This is a genomic window from Pseudarthrobacter sp. fls2-241-R2A-127 (assembly GCF_030209355.1).
GTDB lineage: Bacteria > Actinomycetota > Actinomycetes > Actinomycetales > Micrococcaceae > Arthrobacter.
Genome location: NZ_JARVSF010000016.1, coordinates 96623 through 117362 on the forward strand (window position 1 = coordinate 96623; position 20740 = coordinate 117362).

Genomic DNA, 20740 nt, shown 5'->3' on the forward strand with positions numbered 1-20740 from the left:
GAACTCTTCGGTTTCCACTTGGTGGCGGTGAAGGGGCAAACTGGTAACCATGAGCCACACTTCTGCCGAATCTGTCACTAAAACCGAAGAATCAGCCGAGCAGTTCTTTACCCTCTGGACGGTCTTCAAGCGTTCGGGGTCCGTGGTCCGCAGCGCAGACGCTGCCGCCGACTTCGAAGCCCTGCTGGAGCGGCTCGCCGAGGCGGGCGTGACGCACCGGGGCAGTTACGACGTCTCCGCCATGCGCGCCGATGCCGACGTGATGGTGTGGCTCCACGGCTCCAAGCCCGAGGCGCTGCAGCAGGCCATCCGCGACATCCGCCGCAGCTCCCTCTTTGCCGGCACTGAAATCGTCTGGTCCGCCATGGGTGTCCACCGCGAGGCCGAGTTCGCCAAGAACCACACGCCTGCCTACTCGCGCGGGGTCGCGCCGGCGGAATGGCTGTGCGTCTACCCGTTCGTCCGGTCCTACGAGTGGTACATCCTGCCGGAGGCCGAGCGCGGGAAGATGCTCCGCGACCACGGACTGCTGGGACGTGACTTCCCGCAGGTCATCTCCAACACCGTCTCCTCCTTCGCCCTCGGCGACTGGGAATGGATCCTCGGGCTGGAAGCTCCCGAACTGGTTGACCTGGTGGACCTGATGCGCCACCTGCGCGCCACTGAGGCACGCAACCACGTCCGCGAAGAAGTCCCCTTCTACACCGGCCGCCGCATTTCCGCCGACGAAGTTGCCGAGGTGCTGGCATGAGCCCCGAACAGCAGGCCACCGTCGTCAACCCCGTCACCGAGGCCGGACGCATGGCGCCGAAGAACTACGATGCCGTCCTGCTCGCCTCCTTCGGTGGCCCCGAGGGCCAGGATGACGTCATCCCGTTCCTCCGCAACGTCACCCGCGGCCGCGGGATCCCTGACGAGCGGCTCGAGGAGGTTTCGCACCACTACCGCGCCAACGGCGGCGTCAGCCCCATCAACCAGCAGAACCGCGAGCTCAAGGCGGCGCTGGAAGCCGAACTCGCTGCCCGCGGCATCGAGCTGCCCGTGCTGTGGGGCAACCGCAACTGGGCACCTTACATTCCGGAGACCCTCCAGGAAGCGTACGACGCCGGCCACCGCCGGGTGCTGATGCTCACCACCAGTGCCTACTCCTGTTACTCCAGCTGCCGCCAGTACCGCGAGGACATCGGCATGGCCCTGACCGAGACCGGCCTGGACGGCAAGCTCGAGGTGGACAAGGTCCGCCAGTACTTCGACCACCCCGGCTTCGTGGAGCCATTCGTTGAGGGCACCTCCGCCGGCTTGGCGGACGTCCTGGACAAACTGGCTACCGCAGGAACCCCGGAGGCTCCCGTCCACGTCCTGTTCGCCACCCACTCCATCCCCACCCGGGACGCTGAGGCTGCAGGCCGGTCCGAGGGCGAACCACGGGAGTTCGAGGAAGGCTCGGCGTACGTGGCCCAGCACCTGGCCAACGCGGCCGCCGTCATGGACCGGGTCAAAGCGGAGTCCGGCCTGGCCGCTCCGTGGTCCCTGGTGTACCAGTCCCGTTCCGGCGCCCCGCACGTTCCGTGGCTGGAGCCGGACATCAACGACGCCATCGAAGAACTGGCAGGCCAGGGCGTCAAGGGAATCGTCATCGTTCCCCTGGGCTTCGTCAGCGACCACATGGAAGTCGTCTGGGACCTGGACACGGAAGCCATGGAAACCTGCGCCAACCTTGGCCTGGCCGCCACCCGTGTTCCCACTCCCGGGACGCACCGCGCGTTCGTCGACGGCCTGGTGGACCTCATCTGCGAGCGGACCGTGGCGAACAACATCAGCGACCGCCCCGCCTTGACCGATCTTGGTCCCTGGTACGACGTGTGCCGCCCCGGCTGCTGCGCCAACTTCCGTGGCGAGAAGCCCACCATTTCCGGTGCCGATACCACTGTGGGAACCGGGCACGACCCCTATCCCTCAGGGACGGCCGGGGAAACGGCGGAGCAGTGACTGTCCGGATCGGAACCCGCGCCAGCAAGCTGGCGCTCACCCAGACTCAGCAGACGGCGGACCAGCTGGCTGCCGTCGGGGGCTTCCCGGTGGAACTGGTGCACATCAGGACCGACGGTGACGTCCTCACGGGATCGTTGTCGCAAATGGGCGGCACCGGCGTGTTTGTCGCAGCATTGCGTGATGCCTTGCTGCGCGATGAGTGCGACGTCGCCGTCCACTCCCTCAAGGACCTGCCCACCGGAGCGGCCGTGGGGCTGAGCCTGGCCGCGACACCGCGGCGGGTGGACGTGCGGGATGTCCTGTGCGCCCGCGACGGACTCAAGCTGGCTGACCTGCCCGCCGGCGCCCGGGTGGGCACCGGGTCGCCCCGCAGGGCGGCGCAGTTGCGTGCCGCCCGGCCCGACCTGGACATCATCGATATCCGCGGCAACGTGGACACCCGCCTGGGCCGAGTGCCCGGTCTGGCCGGCAACTCCACTGACCAGGTGGTCCCCGGAAAATCCTGCGACCTCGATGCCGTGGTCCTCGCCGCCGCCGGACTGGAACGCATCGGCAGGCTGGAGACCGTCAGCGAGTACCTCGAAACGGACGTGATGCTGCCAGCAGCCGGGCAGGGATCACTGGCCATCGAGTGCCGCACGGCCGATGCCCCGCCGAAACCGGGTTCCACCGAAGGATCACGCGAGGTGCTTGCCCAGGCGCTTGCGGCCCTGGATGACCCGGACACCCGCCTGGCGGTCACCGCTGAGCGGGCCCTCCTGGCCCGGCTCGAAGCGGGCTGCGCCGCACCGGTTGGGGCATACGCCTACCGCAAAGGCAGCATGCTGCACCTGGAAGCGGTGGTGTGCGCCGTGGACGGCACCGCCACGGTCCGCGACAAGCGCGCCACGGATGGGCTGACGGAAGTCGGCGCCACGTTGCTGGGCATTGAACTGGCCGAAGTCCTGCTCGCCGCCGGAGCGGCCGACATCGCAGACCTGCAGGCGTCCTGACCTGGCAATGACGCAGCCCTCGCCCAGCTCCGGACCGGACAAACCGCCCAGCGGTCACCAGTCCGGCCAGCCCCTGGCCGGTACAAGGGTGCTTGTCACCCGGAGCCCGGAGCGCGCCACCGCCCTCGTGGACGCGCTCGAACGGGCAGGCGCGTCAACGGTGCTGCTGCCGCTGATCGACTTCGAACGGGCACCGGACCAGCACGCGCTGGACGTCAACTGCGACGCCCTGGCCGCCGGCGCGTTTGACTGGCTGGTCGTCAGCAGTGCCACCACCGTGCACGTCCTGCTGGAAAAAGCCGCCGACCGCGGCCTCGGCCTGGACGCGCTGATCCCCGCCGGAACGCGCATCGCGGCCATCGGGCCGGCGACGCGCAGGCTCCTGGAATCCGGTGGGCTCACGGTTGCCCTCGTCCCTGCCGCCGAGCAGTCGGCAGCGGGCTTGCTCGACGCTTGGCCAGGAGGCGGCAGGATCCTGCTGCCGCAGGCCGACATCGCAGCTCCCACACTGGCCGACGGCCTGCGGGCGGCAGGGGGCGACGTCACAACGGTCACTGCCTACTGCACCGTGGATTACCCGGCGGCAGCGGAGCGCAGGCTCGCCGTGCAACCGCAGGACGGCGGCACAGCCCGGCAGCCGCCGTCGTACTCCCTCCTGACGCCGGAAGCCGCCGCGGCGGATATGGCGGCAGGGCGCATCGACGCGGCCATTGCCGCCTCGCCCAGCGCTGTGCGCCGGCTCTCAGCCCTCACGCCCGGCCCGGCCTGCCGGCTGGTGGTGATAGGCCGGTCGACGGCGGACCAGGCCGCGGCACTTGGCCTTGACGTGGCTGCCGTTGCGGACCAGCCCACCCCTGAAGGGCTGGTTGCCGCAGTGGCCAAAGCCCTCAACCCGCCCTGACGGCCGGCACGCCTCCAGCTCCCCAGACAGCCTGACGAAACACGCGAAGGACAGGACCCATGACTTTCCCCAATCAACGCCCCCGCCGCCTGCGCACCACCCCCGCCATGCGCCGGTTGACCGCCGAAACCCGCCTCGCCCCGGCCGAACTCATTCTTCCGGCCTTCATCCGGGAAGGCCTCACCGAACCCAACCCCATCACCTCCATGCCGGGCGTGGTCCAGCACACCACCGACACCCTGAAGCGCGCCGCCGCGGAAGCGGTGGAGCTCGGACTGGGCGGCATCATGCTCTTCGGCATCCCCGAAACCCGCGACGCCGAAGGCTCGGCATCCCTTGACCCGGACGGCGTACTGAACAAGGCCATCCGCGACGTCCGGGCCGAAGTAGGCGACGACCTGGTGATCATGAGCGACGTCTGCCTGGACGAGTTCACCGACCACGGACATTGTGGCGTGCTCGACGTCGACGGGTACGCGGACAATGACCGCACCGTGGAAATATACGCGCGGATGGCCGTGGCACAGGCCGACGCCGGAGCCCACATGCTGGGCCCCTCGGGCATGATGGACGGCCAGATCGCCGCCATTCGCTCCGCCCTCGACGAAGCCGGCCACCTCAATACCTCCGTGATCGCCTACGCCGCCAAGTATGCGTCGGCCTTCTACGGACCGTTCCGGGAAGCCGTTGACTCCCAGCTCAAGGGAGACCGGCGGACCTACCAGATGGACGCCGGCAACCGCACCGAAGCCATCCGCGAAGTGGAACTGGACCTCGCCGAAGGCGCTGACATCATCATGGTCAAACCGGCCATGAGCTACCTGGACATCGTGGCCGACGTTGCCGCCATGAGCCCCGTGCCTGTTTCGGCCTACCAGATCTCCGGCGAATACGCGATGATCGAGGCCGCCGCCGCCAACGGCTGGATCGACCGGCGCGCGGCCATCACCGAGTCCGTCCTCGGCATCCGCCGGGCCGGCGCCCACATGGTCCTGACGTACTGGGCCGCGGAACTGGCCGGCTGGCTGCAGGAATCCCGGTGACGGCCGAGCAGGCAGCGGGACCCACCGCGCCGGTGGGGGATGGCCGCATCCTCCTTGGCCTGAACACCTTCGGCGACGTCGGCGAGGCTCCCGACGGCAGCCCCCTGCCGCACGCCCAGGTCCTGCGCCAACTGCTGGAACAAGCCGAACTGGCGGACGCCGTCGGGCTCCACGCCTTTGGTGTGGGGGAGCACCACCGCAAGGACTACGCCGTGTCCGCCCCGGAAGTCTTCCTCGCTGCCGCTGCCGCAAGCACCTCCCGCATCCGTTTGGGCTCTGCCGTGACAGTCCTGAGCTCGGATGACCCCATCAGGGTGTTCCAGCGTTTCGCTACCGTGGACGCGGTCTCCAACGGCCGGGCGGAGGTCATGCTGGGGCGCGGATCATTCATCGAATCCTTCCCGCTGTTTGGCCTGGACCTGGCCGACTACGAAGTCCTGTTCGAAGAAAAACTCGAGCTGTTCAACGAGGTCCGCGCCCAGAAGCCAGTGCACTGGGAAGGCCGCACCCGCCCGGCCGTCGCCGGCCTCAGCGTCTACCCGCCACTGGAACACCACCTGCTGCCCACCTGGATCGGCGTGGGCGGCACGCCTGAATCAGTCCTGCGGTGCGCCCAGTACGGCTATCCCATCATCTTCGCCATCATCGGCGGCCAGCCGCGGGGCTTCCGGCCCCTCGCGGACCTCTACCGGGAGGCGATGGCCAAGTACGGCCACCCGATGCAACAGATGGCCACGCACTCGCCCGGCCATGTAGCCGACACCGATGAGCAGGCCCGGGAAGAGCTGTTCCCGCACTGGTTGAAGCTGCGCAACAAGCTCGGCGCCGAGCGCGGCTGGGGACCGGCCGGCCGCGGCGAGTTCGACGCCCTCTGTTCGGCCGAGGGCGCCCTCTACGTCGGCTCGCCGGAAACGGTGGCGCAGAAGATCGTCCGGCTGAAGCGGAACCTGGGTGTGGACCGTTTCGACCTGAAATACAGCAACGGGCCTCTGCCGCATGCGGCCATGATGCGCTCGATCGAATTGATGGGTACGGCGGTGGCGCCCCGCGTGGCCGAACTGCTCGCCGGCTAACTGAGAGAATAGGAACCATGACTTCCAGCAATCCTCGCAACGAGGCACTCTTCGACCGCGCCCGCCAGCTGATGCCGGGCGGCGTCAACTCGCCGGTCCGCGCCTTCGGCTCCGTCGGCGGCACGCCGCGGTTCATGGTCTCCGCCAAGGGCCCCTACCTGACTGATGCCGACGGCAAAGAGTACGTGGACCTGGTCTGCTCCTGGGGACCGGCGTTGCTGGGCCACGCCCACCCGGCCGTGCTGGATGCCGTCCATGCCGCTGTAGACCGCGGCCTCTCCTTCGGTGCGTCCACCCCTGATGAGGCAAACCTGGCGGCCATCGTCCAGGAGCGCGTGCCCGCCGTCGAACGCCTGCGCATGGTGTCCACCGGCACCGAGGCCACCATGACCGCGGTCCGGCTGGCCCGCGGCTTCACCGGCCGCAACCTCATCATCAAGTTCGCCGGCTGCTACCACGGCCACCTCGACGGACTGCTCGCTGCTGCAGGCTCCGGCCTGGCAACCCTTGCCCTGCCCGGGTCCGCCGGTGTCACCGAAGCAACTGCGGCGGAGACGCTGGTGCTGCCCTACAACGACCTCGCCGCCGTCAAGGAAGCCTTCGCCCTCCACGGCCCCAACATCGCGGCCGTCATCACCGAGGCGGCGCCGGCCAACATGGGCGTCGTCACCCCCGGCGAGGGCTTCAACCTGGGCCTTTCACGGATCACCCGCGAACACGGCGCGCTCCTCATCGTCGATGAGGTCCTGACGGGCTTCCGCACCGGCTACTCCGGCTACTGGGGCCTCACCGGCGGCGCCCCCGACGCCGAACAGCCGTGGACCCCGGACCTGCTCACCTTCGGCAAGGTCATCGGCGGCGGAATGCCGACGGCGGCCCTGGGCGGCCGTGCGGACGTCATGGACTACCTCGCACCCACCGGACCCGTGTACCAGGCAGGCACGCTGTCCGGAAACCCGGTGGCCATGGCGGCCGGCGTTGCCACCCTGACCCACGCCACCCGGGACGTCTATTCGTTCATCGACGTCCGTTCGCTGGAGCTCTCCTCAGCCCTCTCCACCGCACTGGACGCGGCCGGCGTGGACCACTCCATCCAGTTCGCCGGGAACCTCTTCTCGGTGGCCTTCGGCACGTCCGCGCACGGGGTCCACAACTATGCCGACGCCCAGGCACAGGAAACGTTCCGCTACGCGCCGTTCTTCCACTCCATGCTGGAATCCGGGGTCTACCTGCCGCCGTCGGTCTTCGAGGCCTGGTTCCTCTCGGCCGCGCACGACGACGACGCCATGAACAGGATCTACGACGCCCTCCCGGCCGCAGCCAAGGCCGCCGCAGCCGCCCAGGCCTAGCACCGGCGTCGTCCCATAACAAAGAAATCCCCGGCTGCAGGCTGCAGCCGGGGATTACTTTATGCCTCAGGTTGTCACAGGACGTCCGAGAGGAAGCCCTTGAGACGGTCGGTCCGTGGCTCGGTGAAGAGCTGCTCGGGCGGCCCGGACTCCACCACCACGCCGGCGTCCATGAACGTCACCACGTCCGAGACGTTGCGGGAGAAGCCCATCTCGTGGGTGACAACCACCATGGTCATCCCGCCCTTGGCGAGGTCCGTCATCAGTGCAAGCACGCCCTTGACCAGTTCGGGGTCCAGCGCGGACGTGGCCTCGTCGAAGAACATCACCTCCGGCTTCATGGCCAGAGCGCGGGCAATCGCGACGCGCTGCTGCTGCCCGCCGGACAGGTTGGCCGGGCGGGAATCGGCCTTGTGCTTCAACCCCACAAGATCCAACTGCTCGAGGGCCTCGGCCTGCGCTTCCTCCTTGGAAAGCTTGCGCAGTTTCCGCAAGGCGAGGGAGACGTTCTCCACCACCGTCTTATGCGGGAACAGGTTGAACTGCTGGAACACCATGCCGATCCGTCGCCGGAGTTCATCCGGGTTGTCCTTCAGGACCGAACGGCCGTCCAGCAGGATGTCGCCCTGGTCCGGTTCAATCAGCCGGTTCATGACCCGCAACAGGGTGGACTTGCCCGACCCCGACGGACCAATGACCGAGGCCGTAGTGCCCTGAGGCACATGCAGGTCGATGCCCCGCAGCACGTGGTTGCTGCCGAAGGAAAGGTGGATGTTCTTTGCGCTCAGCGTTCCGGACGTGAACTCGCTCATGCCTGGGCTCCCTTCCCGACGACAGCGGCCGCGTCATCCGGTTCTTTCTTTTCCGGCCTGCCGGTGCGCAGGCGCCGGTCGATCCAGTTCACGAAGTGGGTCAGTGGAACGGTCAAGGCCAGGTAGAACACCGCTGCAGCGACGTAGGGCGAGAGGTTGCCGCTGGTGGACGCCGCGTCCTTGCCGATCTGGAAAATCTCCCGTTCGCTGGCCAGCAGTCCGAGCATAAAGACCAGGGATGATTCCTTGATCAGGGCGATGAACTGGTTGACCAGGGCGGGAAGCACCCGCCGGACACCCTGGGGTACCACCACCAGGCGCATGGCCGGGCCGTAACCGAACCCCAGGGCCCGGGTGGCCTCGAGCTGGCCCTTGTCCACGCTCTGGATGCCGGAGCGGAAAATCTCGCCGATATAGGCGGCCGACATCAGGGACAGCGCGGCAATCGCCATGGGGTATGGGCTGGTGGATCCGGTCCACTGCCGGACGATCGGCCCGAACCCGAGTCCAATTACCAGGATGGTGAGGATGGGCGGCAGCCCGCGGAGCACATCCGTGTAGATGCGGGCGACCCAGCGGGCCCCGGCGTTCCGGGAGATCCCCATCAGGGCAAGCAGCATGCCAAGCACTGTTCCGATGACGCCGGAGGAGACGGCCAAAACGAGCGTATTCGGCAGCCCGACGGCGAACATTTTAGGCAGGACGGCGCCGATGGCCTTCCAGTCAAGGAAGGTGTCGGAGAGCAGTTTGAGGATGTCCATGGAACGTCCGGGTTACTTCGCGGGAACCTGGACGGCTTTGCTGCCCGGCTTCCAGCCCTGCGGGGTCTGCTCCTTGGCGGTGGGCCGGTCCGTGTACCACTGGGAGGTGAGCTTGGTCCAGGTGCCGTCAGCAATAACGGCATCCAGGCCGGCGTTCAGGGCATCAATCAGCGGCTTGTTGTCCTTGTTCACTGCATACGCGGTGAAGTTCTGGGTGTTCACAACCTTTTCGGCGATCTTGGTGTTGTCGCCGTCCTTGACCTGGCCGGTGGCCTGCTGGGAGGGTGCCACCCAGGCGTCGACCTGGCCGGACTTCACGTTGGCGTAGACGGTGTTGTAGTCCGGGAACCGGACCGGCTCGAGGCCCAGGGTGTTGGTGACGTAGTCGTCCTGCACGGTGCCCTGGACCACCCCGATACGCACGCCGTCCTTGAGGTCGGCGAAGCCGGCGACCTTGGAATCGGTCTTGGTGACGACGGCCATGTAGCCGAAGTCGTAGCCGTTGGTGAAACCGACCGTCTCACGGCGCTTGTCCGTGGTGGAGATGGAGGAGGACCCGACGTCGAACTGCTTGTTGGCCACCTGGGAGAGCAAGGCGGAGAAATCGGTGGAGGCGAACTCAACCTTCAGGCCCAGCTTGTCGCCGATGGCGCGCAGCAGCTCGTTGTCGTAGCCGGTGAACTTGCCGGAAGGATCAATGAAGATGTTGGGCGGGGCATCGGAGAGGGTGCCCACGCGCAGGGTGCCTTCGGTGATGAGGCCCAGCTTGGTCTTGTCGATCTTGTCGATCGGCGTGACGTCCGCAGTGGTGTACTTGTCCAGCGTCTGCTGGTCGCTGCCCTTCAGGGCGTCAGTGGGGGTGCCGCTCGGCTGGGAAGAGCCGCCGCACGCCGCGAGCGAAACAGCCAGGGCGAGGGCAACGGGAGCGGTTGTGAGCCACTTCATCGCTTTGATTTTCATCAGGTTGTCACTTTCATTGTGTCCTAAGTCGACCGGGCCGCAGGGCTGCTTTGTGGCGCCTAATACCTGCTCCGGCGATGGTCCAGCCGGGCTGGGCGGGCGGTGGCCGCAAAACTTTATTGTCTCACCAGCGCCAATGCAGGCTGTGAGCTGAAGAAAGTGACCCTCAGGGAGCCGTTGGTCGAATATTAGCCAGTGCTCTGAGGAATTGCGGAGTGACCCGAAGCGGCTGACGGCCGTCGTGTCGAATCATCCGTCGACCTGGGGGGTGACTTTCATTAAGCAACGTGACTGTGACATGCCTCCCAATCCGGCGCGGGACAGGGAACCCTAGAAGCCGCCAGCGGTGGCGTCCTGCGGCGGCAGCACCGGCCAGTCGCCCTCGATCACCGCGGCCGGCTTGGTCTTTCGAAGGTAGTTCTGGAAGTCGGCGGCCTGGGACGTGGCCCATTCGATCTGCAACTGGTGCAGGTTGCCTGCCGGCATCTGCAGTTTGGGGAACTTCCCGGCCATAGCGTCCAGGACACGCAGGGTGGCGAGAGCATCGGCGGCGGAGGTGTGCGCATTGTCCAGGTTCACGCCGTACTCCTCGCAGAGGGCCGTGAGCGTGCGTTTGCCCTTGCGGTACCGGTCCACCTGTTTGTTCATAATGTACGGGTCCAGGATTGGGAAGCGGTGGAGCTGCGGCACGCCGTACCGCGCCGATTCCGCCGCGAGGACCGTGAAGTCATAGCTGGCGTTGAAGGCGATGACCGGGATCTTCGAGTCGAACAGTTCCTGCAGGACGGCGGCCACCTCCCGGGTCACCTCATGGGCTGGCCGGCCGTCGCGCCGCGCCTGCTCGGTGGTGATGCCGTGGATGTCACTGGCCTCCGTAGGAATTTCCACACCCGGGTCAGCCAGCCACTCGTGCTCCTTGATGACCGCGCCTTTATGGTCCACCACGGTGATCGATGCCGTGACAATCCTGGCTGCACGCGAATTGCGGCCGGTGGTTTCAAGGTCGAATGCTGCGCGGGGGAGGGTATGCCAGGAGCTCATGGTTCAACGCTAAGGGGACCCGCCGACAATTTAGTGGAACGCCACTGCGGCTACATTGGATCAATGCGGAATGACTATGTCCAGGCGGTCCTTGCCGTCGTCAGGCTGGTCTCGCCGGGATCCGCAGTGTCCTACGGGGATATCGCCGAGCTCCTGGACTCCGGTGGACCCCGGCAGGTGGGGTCGGTGATGAGCCACTACGGAAACGGTGCGCCCTGGTGGCGTGTCCTGAAAGCGAGCGGGCATGCCCCCGAAGGCCACGAAGCCGAAGCCTTGCACCACTACCTCGAGGAGGGGACACCGCTCCGGGGGGACCATGCCGAATACCTGCGGACAGGGGAAGGCCGGTGGCGCGTGGATCTGACTGCGGCACGCTGGGCCCCCACCGAGGAGGATTTCGAGCGGATCGATGCCGCCGCCGGAGAGTTGGAGCGCCGGCTCCGCAGTTTGTCGGTGCCTGATGATGGAATGGCTTTGTGACGGTTGCAATCCCTTTGAACGGCTCCCTGGCCCCACGGCGAGAGCCGGAGGAAGGCCAGGAGGCAGCCCTCCCCGTTGCCGCTGCCCTTCGGCTGCTCCCGCCCCGCCGGGTACATGCGGAAGCAATCCAGCTGACGCCGGACCAGCAGGCGGCAGTGGATGTTCCGCAGGGCTCGGGGCCAGTCCTGGTGCCGGGCGCACCAGGCACAGGGAAGACCACCGTCCTGGTCGAGGCCGCGGTCCAGCGCGTCTTCCGTGACGGGGTGGATCCGGAGCGCATGCTGATCCTGGCACCCACCCGCCTTGCCGCGGACTTCCTGAGGGACCGCTTCACCGCCCGGCTGGACCGGAGCCTCAGCACCACTCCCGCCAGGACGTGGGCGTCCTATGCTTTCGACCTCATCCGGCGGGCCAAAGCCGAGGGCGTCATCCAGCTCTCGAGGCCACCCCGCCTGTTGTCCGGGCCGGAGCAGGACCTCATCATCAAGGAACTCCTGGAGGGGCACAGGATCCCCGGCCTGGAGCTGCCGTGGCCGGCCGATCTCGACCGTGCACTGGAGACCCGCGGTTTCCGCCAGGAGGTGCGCCAGCTTTTTGATCGCGTCATTGAATCCGGACGCACGGCCGAGGACCTCTTTCAGCTGGCGGACCAGTGCGGACGCCCGGACTGGAAAGCGGCGGCAGCACTCTACGCCGAGTACCGGGACGTCCTGGACCTGCGGATGCCTGAAGCGTTCGACCCCGCCGGTATCATCACAGCCGCCCGCCAGATCTTCCAGGACGCCCCCGATTTCCTTGCGGCCGAGCGCGACCGCCTGCAGGTGGTCCTGGTGGACGATATCCAGGAGGCCAACCCCGCCATCTTCGAACTGCTGGCCGATATCGTGGCCGGCAACGACTGCTATGTGACGTCCTGCCCGGACACCGTGGTCCAGGGATTCCGGGGCGCCAGGCCGGATCTCGTGGCTGAACTCCCCGGACTCCTGGCAGCCCAGGCGCCCGTCCTTGAACGCCCGCTCCGCTATGCCCACCGACTCGCCCCCGCCGTGGCCGAGTCATGGCTCAGCGTTGCCGGCCGCATTTCCCAGCGCGCCGGCGGCCGGCTGGCGCGGCGACTGGACCAGCCCAGCCGCCCGTCGTCGGAAGATGGTGCGGCGCCGGGTGGGAACGAGGTCCCGCCCGGCCGTGTGGAGGCCCACCTGGTCCCCACGCCGGTCCATGAACTGCGTTATGTTGCACAACGGATCCTGGACCAGCACATCAACCACAACCGCGGACTCGGAGACATGGCGGTGATCGTCCGCAACGGCGGCCAGGTCAGCGAACTGCAACGGTACCTGTCCGGACAGGGCATCCCGGTCCGGGTTCCCGTGGCTGAATCCGCGGTCCGGGACGAGGTAGCGGTCCGGCCGCTCCTGGATGCCTTCGCCATTGCCCTGGATCCTGCCCTGCTGACGCCGGAAGCGGCAGTGTCCCTCCTGACGTCCCGCATCGGGGGAGCCACGTCCATCGAGCTCCGCCGGCTGCGGCAATCGCTGCGCCGGGAGGAACTTCTGGGTGGCGGCGGCCGCGCCAGCGATGAACTCCTGGTCGAAGCCCTGCTTGAGCCCGGAGCGCTGGGTGCCCTGGGCATTGAAGGCCGGGCAGCGCGGCGAACCGCACGAATGATCCAGGCCGGCAGGGGGGCAGCCGCTTTGCCCGGCGCCAATGCCGAATCCGTGTTGTGGGCCCTGTGGAACTCCACCGGCCTTGCTTCAGCATGGACGGCAACGGCCTTGTCCGGCGGTCCGCACGGGGCCCGGGCCGACCGTGACCTCGACGCGATGATGGCCCTCTTCCACACCGCTGAACGCTACGTGGACCAGATGCCCGGCGCGGGTCCCGAGCAGTTCCTGGAATACCTGCTGAACCAGGAGCTCCCCATGGACACCCTCGCTGCACGCGCCCAGTTGGATGACGCCGTCGAACTGATGACGCCGGCCAGGGCCGCGGGCCGGGAATGGCCCGTCGTCATTATCGCCGGGCTGCAGGAAGGGGTGTGGCCCAACACCAGGCTCCGCGGCGAACTGCTCGGCAGCACGCTGTATGCCGACGCCGTGGAACACGGGCCGGAGTACGCGCTCCAGCGGGACCCGTTGAGCCGTCTGCGGGATATCCGCTATGACGAACTTCGCAGCTTCTCCACGGCGGTCTCGCGGGCACGCGAACTCCTGGTGTGCACGGCAGTCTCATCGGAAGACGACCAGCCATCATCCTTCCTGGACTTCGTCGCACCCCTGGAAGCCGGGCAGGAGGGGCGCGTTTTCACCCAGGTTGAACGCCCCATGACCCTGCGTGCCTTGGTGGCCGAACTCCGGCAACATGCCCAGTCCGAGGCCGCCGAGCCCGCACACAGGGAAGAAGCTGTCAGGGTGCTGGCGCACCTTGCCGCGGCGGAACCTGCGGTCGCCGGTGCCCACCCGGACAGCTGGTGGGGGCTGGCCCCGCTCACCTCCTCCGAGGCCGTGGTGCCACCGGGGTCAACCGTGTTCGTGTCCCCGTCCAAGGTGGAGACCGTGCAGAAGTCGCCCCTTGACTGGTTTGTCCAGGCAGCGGGCGGGGAGGCGGCCACCGACTTCGCCCGCAGCCTTGGCACCCTCGTGCACGCCATCGCCCAGGACATGCCGGAAGCGTCCGGTTCCGAGTATGTTGCAGAGCTGGTGAGGCGCTGGCCGGCGCTCGGGATGAAGGACAACTGGGAAGGCCGGCTGGATTTCCAGCGGGCCGAGTCCATGGTCCGGAAGCTGGCCCAGTATGTGGTGGCCATGAGGGCTGAAGGCCGCAGCCTGCTGGGCGTGGAAAAGGACTTCGACGTCGCCCTGGGGGCCGTGATGGTGGACGCCGCCGCGCCGCGCGATGCGGTCCTCCGCGGGCAGGTTGACCGGCTGGAGGTCGACGACGAGGGGCGGCTGGTGGTGGTGGACCTTAAAACAGGCAAACGGCAGCCCGGCAAGGGTGAGCTCTCCCGCCACCCCCAGCTTGGCGCCTACCAGGCGGCAGTGGTCGCCGGCGGGTTCGAGGCGGGTCCGAATGGCAGCGGCTCGTCCGGAGGTGCCGTGCTGGCGCAGCTCGGGACAGGGGCAAAGAACCCGTCCATCCAGCAGCAGGAACCTCTGGACCCGCAGGAGAATTGGGCGTTGGACATGGTCAAGGATGCGGCCGCCGTGATGGGCGGCAGCGAATTCGTCGCACGGCATGATCCCGCCAAAGGCAGCCACGGCGGCCATGGCTGCCGGCTTCCCGAAGTCTGCCCGCTGTGTGCGCGCGGAAGGCAGGTGACCGAATGAGCCACCCGCTGGAGGTCGGGACTCCGGGGGAGGCCACCCCCACACCCCGCTTCAGTCCCGAGGAACTGTCCGTCCTGCTCGGTGAAAAGAACATCCCGACGCCGGAACAGTCCGCCATTATCTCTTCACCCCTGGCGCCCCGGTTGGTGATCGCGGGGGCAGGCTCGGGAAAGACCGCCACCATGGCGGACCGGGTGGTATGGCTCGTGGCCAACGGCTGGGTCACGCCCGAGGAAGTCCTGGGTGTGACGTTCACCCGGAAGGCCGCCGGCGAGCTCGCCAGCCGGATCCGGTCGAAGCTCGTGGCCCTGCAGCGGCTTGCCGCCAAGGACTCCGGCGGCGGAATGTTTCCGGAGGGCCTGCGGAGCAGTGAAGCACTGGAACCCAAGGTGTCCACCTACCACTCCTTCGCCAGCGGCATCGTCTCCGACTATGGCCTCCGGCTGGGAGTGGAACGCGATGTGGTGCTGCTGGGCGGAGCGCAGGCGTGGCAGCTTGCCAGCGAGGTAGTTGAGGCCTACGACGGCGAATACGCCCACTTCCGTGCGGCAAAATCCACCCTGGTGAAGGCCGTCATCCAGCTGGCGGGGGAGTGCGCCGAACACCTCCAGGAACCCGAGGACGTCGAAGCCTGGTTGATGGCGCGACTCTCGGAGTTCGAGGCCCTCCCGTATCTGGCGGAGAAGAAGAAGAACCCGCCGCTGGCGGCGGCGGAGCTCGCCGGAATGTTGCGCACCAGGGCAAGCGTCGCTGACATGGTGGGCCGCTACGCTGCGGCGAAACGAGCCCGCGGCGCCCTCGATTTCGGGGACCTCGTGGCCCTCGCAGCGAAGGTGGCACGGGAAGTTCCCCTGGCGGCTGCGATGGAGAGGCAGCGGTACAAGGTTGTCCTGCTCGACGAGTTCCAGGACACGTCCTACGCGCAACTGGTACTCTTTTCCCGGCTTTTCGGCGGCGGACATGCGGTTACGGCAGTCGGCGACCCCAACCAGTCGATTTACGGGTTCCGCGGCGCCTCGGCCGGGCAGTTGTTCCACTTCGTCCGCGAATTTCCCGTCCGGACCGGTGAAACGGAGGAGGATACGGGCTCGGCGCCCGCCCCGACCTCCTACTTGACCACAGCCTGGCGGAACGGCCGCTCCATCCTTGCCGCCGCCAATGTCATGTCCCAGGCCCTTGGCCTGTCGGCTGCCAGGCGCGGCCCCGCCGGAGGCACGGCGGCCGCTGCCGAAGTGCCCCCGCTGCAACCGAGCCCCCATGCCGTCGATGGAGCAGTGGTCCTGGGACGTTTCGCCAGCGACGTCGACGAAGCCGCAGCGCTCGCCGAGGACGTCCTGCGGTACAAGGTGACGGATTTCGAAGCCAAAGCGGACGGAACGTCCGTTCCCCCTGCCTTGGCAGTCCTCTGCCGCAGGCGCGCCCAGATGGAGACCGTCCGGCGACAATTCGAAGCCCGTGGCATCGCTTACGAGATCGTGGGCCTCGGCGGCCTGCTGGATACGCCCGAGATCGTCGACCTCGTCGCCACCCTGCGGGTCCTTGCGGACCCGGGCCGTTCCGATGCCCTCATGCGGCTCCTGGCCGGCGCGCGGTGGCGCATAGGTCCCGCGGACCTGATGGCCTTGCGGGACTGGTCCAGCCACCTTGCGCGAAGCCGCGGCAAAGCCTCGGCCGGGCTCGACGCCGACATCGACGCCCCTGGCGCTGAGGTCGACGCCGGTGACGGGCCGGTCCTGGAAAGTGACCTGACCGACGCCGCCAGCCTGGTGGAAGCCCTGGACTTCCTGCCGCGCGAAGGATGGACGTCGTCGAACGGACGCAGCCTGGGTGGCCCGGCCCGTGCCCGTCTTGCCCGGTTAGCGGCGGAATTGCGGCAACTGCGCGGATACCTGGGAGATGACCTCACCACGCTCCTGGGCGAAGTGGAGCGGGCGATGCTCCTGGATATCGAGGTGGCGGCACGGCCGGGGATCAGCATTCACCAGGCCCGGCGCAACCTTGATGCCTTCCAGGACGCTGCCGCAGGATTCCTCCGAACCTCCCAACGGGTGGACATCCTTGCCTTCCTGTCATGGCTTGAGGCCGCCTCCGCCGAGGAGAACGGCCTGGAAGCTCCTGCGAGCGACGTGAACCGGGAAGCGGTCCAGTTGTTGACCGTCCATGCGTCGAAGGGCCTCGAATGGGACGTAGTCTTCGTGCCCGGGCTGAACGCGGGAGCCTTCCCGAGCGACAGGGATTCCCGCTGGAGCAGCGGAGCCGCAGCCCTTCCGTGGCCCCTGCGCGGTGACAGGGCCGACCTTCCCCAGTGGGATGTGGAACAACCGGACCAGAAGGGCTGGCTGGACGCCGAGAAGGATTTCAAGGCGGCAGTGCAGGCGCACGGGGAAGAAGAGGAACGGCGGCTCGCCTACGTTGCGTACACCAGGGCCAAACATGTGCTGTGGGTTTCCAGCGCCGCCTGGGTAGGTTCACGCGCAGGCCGGGCCGAGATGTCACCCTTCCTGGCAGAGCTTGAACCGTTGACCCAACCGGCCGGCAACGGGCGCCAGGCTGCTGCCCTGGTCCATCAGTTGTCCCTGGAAGAGGGGGCCCTTCCGGACGAAAGTCCGTTGACGCTGGAGACGGAAGAAGCGGTGTGGCCCTATGACCCACTGGAAGGGCCCACGGATGCGCGGACCGGTGAGCGGCTGCGCATAACCCGTGGCCGCAGGGCAGCCATGGAGTCCGCGGCCGGGCGGGTGGTGGGTTTGCTGAAGACCGGCGTGGTCCTGTCCGATGCCGTGGGGGAGTCCGGCGTAACAAGCATCTCCCGGAGCGGCGAAGGGGCTCCCCTCACTGGACCGGCGGCCGGCTGGGCGAGGGAAGCTGCGCTGTTGCTGGAACGCCGGGCCAGAAGGTCAGCTGGCCAGGAAGTGCACCTCCCCGGTCATATCTCCGCTTCCACCCTGGTGGACCTCGGGGAGGACCCTGAGGCGGTAGTGGGCCGGCTGCGCAGGCCGGTGCCGCGCGAACCCGGCATGTCCGCGCGGAAGGGAACGGCTTTCCACGCCTGGGTGGAGGAGTACTTCGGTACCGCCGGGATGCTTGACCTCGGCGAGGCGCCGGGGTCGGATGACCACATCGACGCCGCCTACGACCTCGACGACATGGTGGCCACGTTCAAGGCATCCCCGTGGGCGGAGAGGTCCCCGGCCTTCGTGGAGGTGCCGGTCGAAACGCGGGTGGGTGACGTGGTGGTCCGGGGACGGGTCGACGCCGTGTTCCGGGACGCCGACGGCGGCTGGGACCTGGTGGACTGGAAGACCGGGCGTCGCCCCTCGGCAGGGCAACTGAAGACCCGTGCGATCCAGCTGGCCGTGTACCGGCTTGCCTGGTCGCGCTTGAAAGGCGTTCCGCTGGAGGACGTGCGGGCTGCCTTCTTCTATGTGGCGGACAACGCCGTGGTTCGGCCGCACGACCTCGGGACGGACGCCGAGCTGGAAGGAATCGTGGCCCGCGCCCTCACCCGGACGTGAGGCCCCGGTTCGCCGCGCCGGGCACGGCCGGAGCCTCGGCGCGGATCAGCCTTTTTTGATGTTTATTACCGAGATAGCGGCGGTGGAGGTGTCATCAGGACCTTTGGCCGTCGGGGCCGCCTCCTCGGGGCCGGGCGCCTCTTCCGCCGGCGGGTCCACGGGGATGGGAGTTACGTGAACTGCCGGCTGGACGGGGGTAGCCGGTCCTGCCGGGACCGGGATCACCGTGACGGCGGGGGATGCCCCCAAGTGTGCAGGCCCGGGGGCGGCCGCAGGCGCGGCGCCTTCCACCGTGCCCGGCGCAGCCGCTGCGGTGGTGTCCTGGCTTGCCGGATCCGGAACGGGTTCGACGCTGATGGGCTGGCCGCCGAACTCGGCGATGTCACTGGCCAGGCTTTCCAGCATGCCTTCGGCCTCGCTGACCATGTCCTCATCACCGGCCGCGAGTCCCTTGACCAAGTACTGCGCCAGGGCGAACTCCGCTGACAGCGCAGCCCGGCGCAGGAGGTGCTGGTCCGGGGCGTCACGCCGGCCGGCAGTGTAGGCCTTCAGCACTGCGTCAATGAAGTCCTGTTCATTGGAGGCCACCAGCCAGGCGAAGTCGTCCGCGGGGTCGCCGATCCTCAGGTCCGTCCAGCCGGTGACCGCCGTGACCCGCCCGGACTCGATGAGCAGGTTGTCCTCGTGCAGGTCGCCGTGGACCACGCACGGGTTGAAGCGCCACAGGGATACGTCTTCCATGGCATGTTCCCAGCGGCGCAGCAACGCGGCGGGGATCTTCCGTGTGGTCGCGGCCTGGTCCAGCTCGTTCAGCCTCCGTTGGCGGAACTCATTGGGCGTGTAGATGGGAAGATCGGCGTTGCTGACCAGCGACCTGGGCAGGTCGTGGATGGCAGCCAGGGCGGTCCCGATCTCGCGGGCGACGCTGCCCGGACCGGTGGTCAATTCCTCGACGCTGCGTGTAGTGCCCGAGAGGTGCGAGTAAACGAACGTACTCAGGGTTCCCAGCCGCACACTGCCGGCTACCGTCGGCATGAGGAAAGGCAGCTCGGCCCGCACGGCCGGAGCGAAGGCACGGAGGACCAGGAACTCCGTTTCCAGCCGGGCGCTGGCCTCCGCGTGCCGCGGAGACCTGACCCGCCAGCGCTTGCCTTCTGAATCCAGGAGCAGGGCCGAGTCGAAGTCCGCGGGATCATCCGGTGCAGAGCTAACGGCCGTCGGCGTCAGTCCGGGGACTGCCGCAGTTGCAATGGCTGCCAGCTCAATCGGTTTTCTTCTCACCGTTACACGGTAGATTGCCAGCTGTCCCAGACTGAGATCTGCCGGCGGCGAGTCTTGAGATAGCTTGAATTCAGGGGGTTCCGGACAGCCGGCCCGCACCGCGAAATGTGAAATGTCCGTGGCAGTCAGTACGGTGGAGTCATGAGCCACACGGAGTCTGCCCTGCCCGTTCACCAGGCTGCGCCGGCACAGTTGCCCGCCAACCACCTGGCGGACACCCTGCTCCCGGTGCGGCCGGCCCTGGTGGACCGGGGCTCTGCCGCCCGCATCAGGCCCGGCATGATCCATGACCTGCTGGCCGGCCCGGATGCCCTGGCCGTCGTCCTGTCGGGACGGCAGGGCCTGGTCCAGGAGAACACGATGGTCCTCGCCCCGGCCAGGGAACTCCTGGCGGAGCTTGGACGAGCCGGATCAACCCCGGAACTCGTGGTGTACCTCGGATCCGCGCTTCCGGGCTCGGACCTCTCCGAGGGCACGGAACTGTTGCTCTTCGTCCTGCCCCAGCCACCCGAACCCGGTACGGCCGGCATCCCTGCCGATGCTGCCTGGGCGGGATTCAGGGACGTTGCGGCAGGCCTGACCGCCACCTCCACGGCCCTGTTCGTGGAGTCCAGCGCCATCGCCAACTGGCATGCCGGCCACACCCACTGCCCGCGCTGCGGCACGCCCACGGACGTGGAGGCCGGCGGCTGGGTCCGCCGTTGCCCAGCGGACAAGACGGAACACTATCCCCGGACCGATCCCGCGATCATCGTCACTGTCGTTGGCGCGGACGGACGCCTGCTGCTCGGTGGCGGAGGCCCGCTGGATGCCAAGAACTACTCCACCCTTGCCGGTTTCGTAGAGCCTGGCGAATCGCTGGAGCAGGCCATCGTGCGCGAGATCCAGGAGGAAGTGGGGGTCCGGGTTACGGCCTGCCAATACCTGGGCTCCCAGTCGTGGCCGTTCCCTGCCTCCCTTATGCTTGGATTTACCGCCGTCACCGAAGACACCCAGGCAACGCCCGACGGCGTGGAGGTCACCAGGGCGCGCTGGTTCAGCCGCGAGGAACTGCAGGAAGCCGTACTCAGTGGCGAAATCACCATTTCCAGCAGGCTTTCCATTGCCCGTTCACTGATTGAACACTGGTACGGCGGTAGGATCCGGGACCTGACCGGAGCCTAAGTTATTCCATCCACCAGACTCCAGCACGCGGTAGTCGAGAAACAAAGCAG

16 protein-coding genes are annotated in these 20740 nt (G+C 67.7%); 11 read left to right on the forward strand and 5 right to left on the reverse strand.

Features of this window, described 5'->3' with window-relative positions; all coding sequences use genetic code 11:
- Nucleotides 1-49 precede the first annotated feature (49 nt).
- From hemQ to hemL, 7 genes are read left to right on the forward strand one after another with little or no spacing between them, the layout of a single operon-like run.
- Nucleotides 50-751, forward strand: coding sequence for a hydrogen peroxide-dependent heme synthase (gene hemQ, locus QRN53_RS13365; RefSeq protein ID WP_285244323.1), 702 nt, complete (start codon nucleotides 50-52; stop codon nucleotides 749-751).
- The gene (locus QRN53_RS13370) at nucleotides 748-1989 is read left to right on the forward strand and encodes a ferrochelatase (protein WP_285244324.1); all 1242 of its coding nucleotides are present in this window, start codon (nucleotides 748-750) and stop codon (nucleotides 1987-1989) included. The genes hemQ and QRN53_RS13370 overlap by 4 nt, the downstream gene beginning before the upstream one ends.
- Nucleotides 1986-2984 carry a hydroxymethylbilane synthase gene (gene hemC / locus QRN53_RS13375; RefSeq protein WP_285244325.1) on the forward strand — a complete coding sequence of 333 codons (999 nt, stop codon included), beginning with the start codon at nucleotides 1986-1988 and terminating at the stop codon, nucleotides 2982-2984. Before QRN53_RS13370 ends, hemC begins: the two co-directional genes overlap by 4 nt.
- Before the next feature lie 7 nt (nucleotides 2985-2991).
- Entirely contained in the window at nucleotides 2992-3885 is an 894-nt protein-coding gene (locus tag QRN53_RS13380; protein ID WP_285244326.1) for a uroporphyrinogen-III synthase, read from the forward strand.
- A 59-nt stretch (nucleotides 3886-3944) separates the two neighbouring features.
- Nucleotides 3945-4928, forward strand: a complete 984-nt coding sequence (gene hemB, locus QRN53_RS13385; protein ID WP_285244327.1) for a porphobilinogen synthase — start codon at nucleotides 3945-3947, stop codon at nucleotides 4926-4928.
- Complete coding sequence (locus tag QRN53_RS13390) at nucleotides 4925-6001, forward strand: LLM class flavin-dependent oxidoreductase (protein ID WP_285244328.1); 1077 nt, start codon at nucleotides 4925-4927, stop codon at nucleotides 5999-6001. The genes hemB and QRN53_RS13390 overlap by 4 nt, the downstream gene beginning before the upstream one ends.
- Nucleotides 6002-6018: 17 nt before the next feature.
- Complete coding sequence (gene hemL / locus QRN53_RS13395; RefSeq protein WP_285244329.1) at nucleotides 6019-7350, forward strand: glutamate-1-semialdehyde 2,1-aminomutase; 1332 nt, start codon at nucleotides 6019-6021, stop codon at nucleotides 7348-7350.
- 74 nt (nucleotides 7351-7424) lie between these two features.
- Here the strand turns inward: hemL and QRN53_RS13400 are convergent, their stop codons facing one another.
- From QRN53_RS13400 to QRN53_RS13415, 4 genes are all read right to left on the reverse strand, one after another.
- A complete protein-coding gene (locus QRN53_RS13400; protein WP_285244330.1) occupies nucleotides 7425-8162 on the reverse strand; it encodes an amino acid ABC transporter ATP-binding protein in 738 nt (245 codons plus the stop codon).
- Nucleotides 8159-8923, reverse strand: a complete 765-nt coding sequence (locus QRN53_RS13405) for an amino acid ABC transporter permease (protein ID WP_285244331.1) — start codon at nucleotides 8921-8923, stop codon at nucleotides 8159-8161. The genes QRN53_RS13400 and QRN53_RS13405 overlap by 4 nt, the downstream gene beginning before the upstream one ends.
- 12 nt (nucleotides 8924-8935) lie before the next feature.
- Complete coding sequence (locus tag QRN53_RS13410) at nucleotides 8936-9883, reverse strand: ABC transporter substrate-binding protein (protein ID WP_285244332.1); 948 nt, start codon at nucleotides 9881-9883, stop codon at nucleotides 8936-8938.
- Nucleotides 9884-10213: 330 nt separating this feature from the next.
- Nucleotides 10214-10924, reverse strand: a complete 711-nt coding sequence (locus tag QRN53_RS13415; protein ID WP_285244333.1) for a 3'-5' exonuclease — start codon at nucleotides 10922-10924, stop codon at nucleotides 10214-10216.
- 63 nt (nucleotides 10925-10987) lie between these two features.
- Here QRN53_RS13415 and QRN53_RS13420 point away from each other — a divergent pair, with 63 nt between their 5' ends.
- The 3 genes from QRN53_RS13420 to QRN53_RS13430 are packed head-to-tail and all read left to right on the forward strand — an operon-like array spanning nucleotide 10988 to nucleotide 18245.
- Nucleotides 10988-11404, forward strand: a complete 417-nt coding sequence (locus tag QRN53_RS13420; RefSeq protein WP_285244334.1) for an MGMT family protein — start codon at nucleotides 10988-10990, stop codon at nucleotides 11402-11404.
- 26 nt (nucleotides 11405-11430) lie between these two features.
- Nucleotides 11431-14730 (forward strand): ATP-dependent helicase, encoded by a 3300-nt coding sequence (locus QRN53_RS13425; protein ID WP_285244347.1) that lies wholly within the window; start codon nucleotides 11431-11433, stop codon nucleotides 14728-14730.
- Nucleotides 14727-18245, forward strand: a complete 3519-nt coding sequence (locus QRN53_RS13430; RefSeq protein ID WP_285244335.1) for an ATP-dependent helicase — start codon at nucleotides 14727-14729, stop codon at nucleotides 18243-18245. Before QRN53_RS13425 ends, QRN53_RS13430 begins: the two co-directional genes overlap by 4 nt.
- A gap of 45 nt (nucleotides 18246-18290) precedes the next feature.
- On the opposite strand, the gene QRN53_RS13435 is transcribed toward QRN53_RS13430, so the two are convergent.
- Nucleotides 18291-19526, reverse strand: a complete 1236-nt coding sequence (locus QRN53_RS13435; RefSeq protein WP_285244336.1) for a macrolide 2'-phosphotransferase — start codon at nucleotides 19524-19526, stop codon at nucleotides 18291-18293.
- Nucleotides 19527-19667: 141 nt separating this feature from the next.
- On the opposite strand from QRN53_RS13435, the gene nudC reads away from it, so the two are divergent.
- Nucleotides 19668-20690, forward strand: a complete 1023-nt coding sequence (nudC, locus tag QRN53_RS13440; protein WP_285244337.1) for an NAD(+) diphosphatase — start codon at nucleotides 19668-19670, stop codon at nucleotides 20688-20690.
- Nucleotides 20691-20740: the final 50 nt, after the last annotated feature.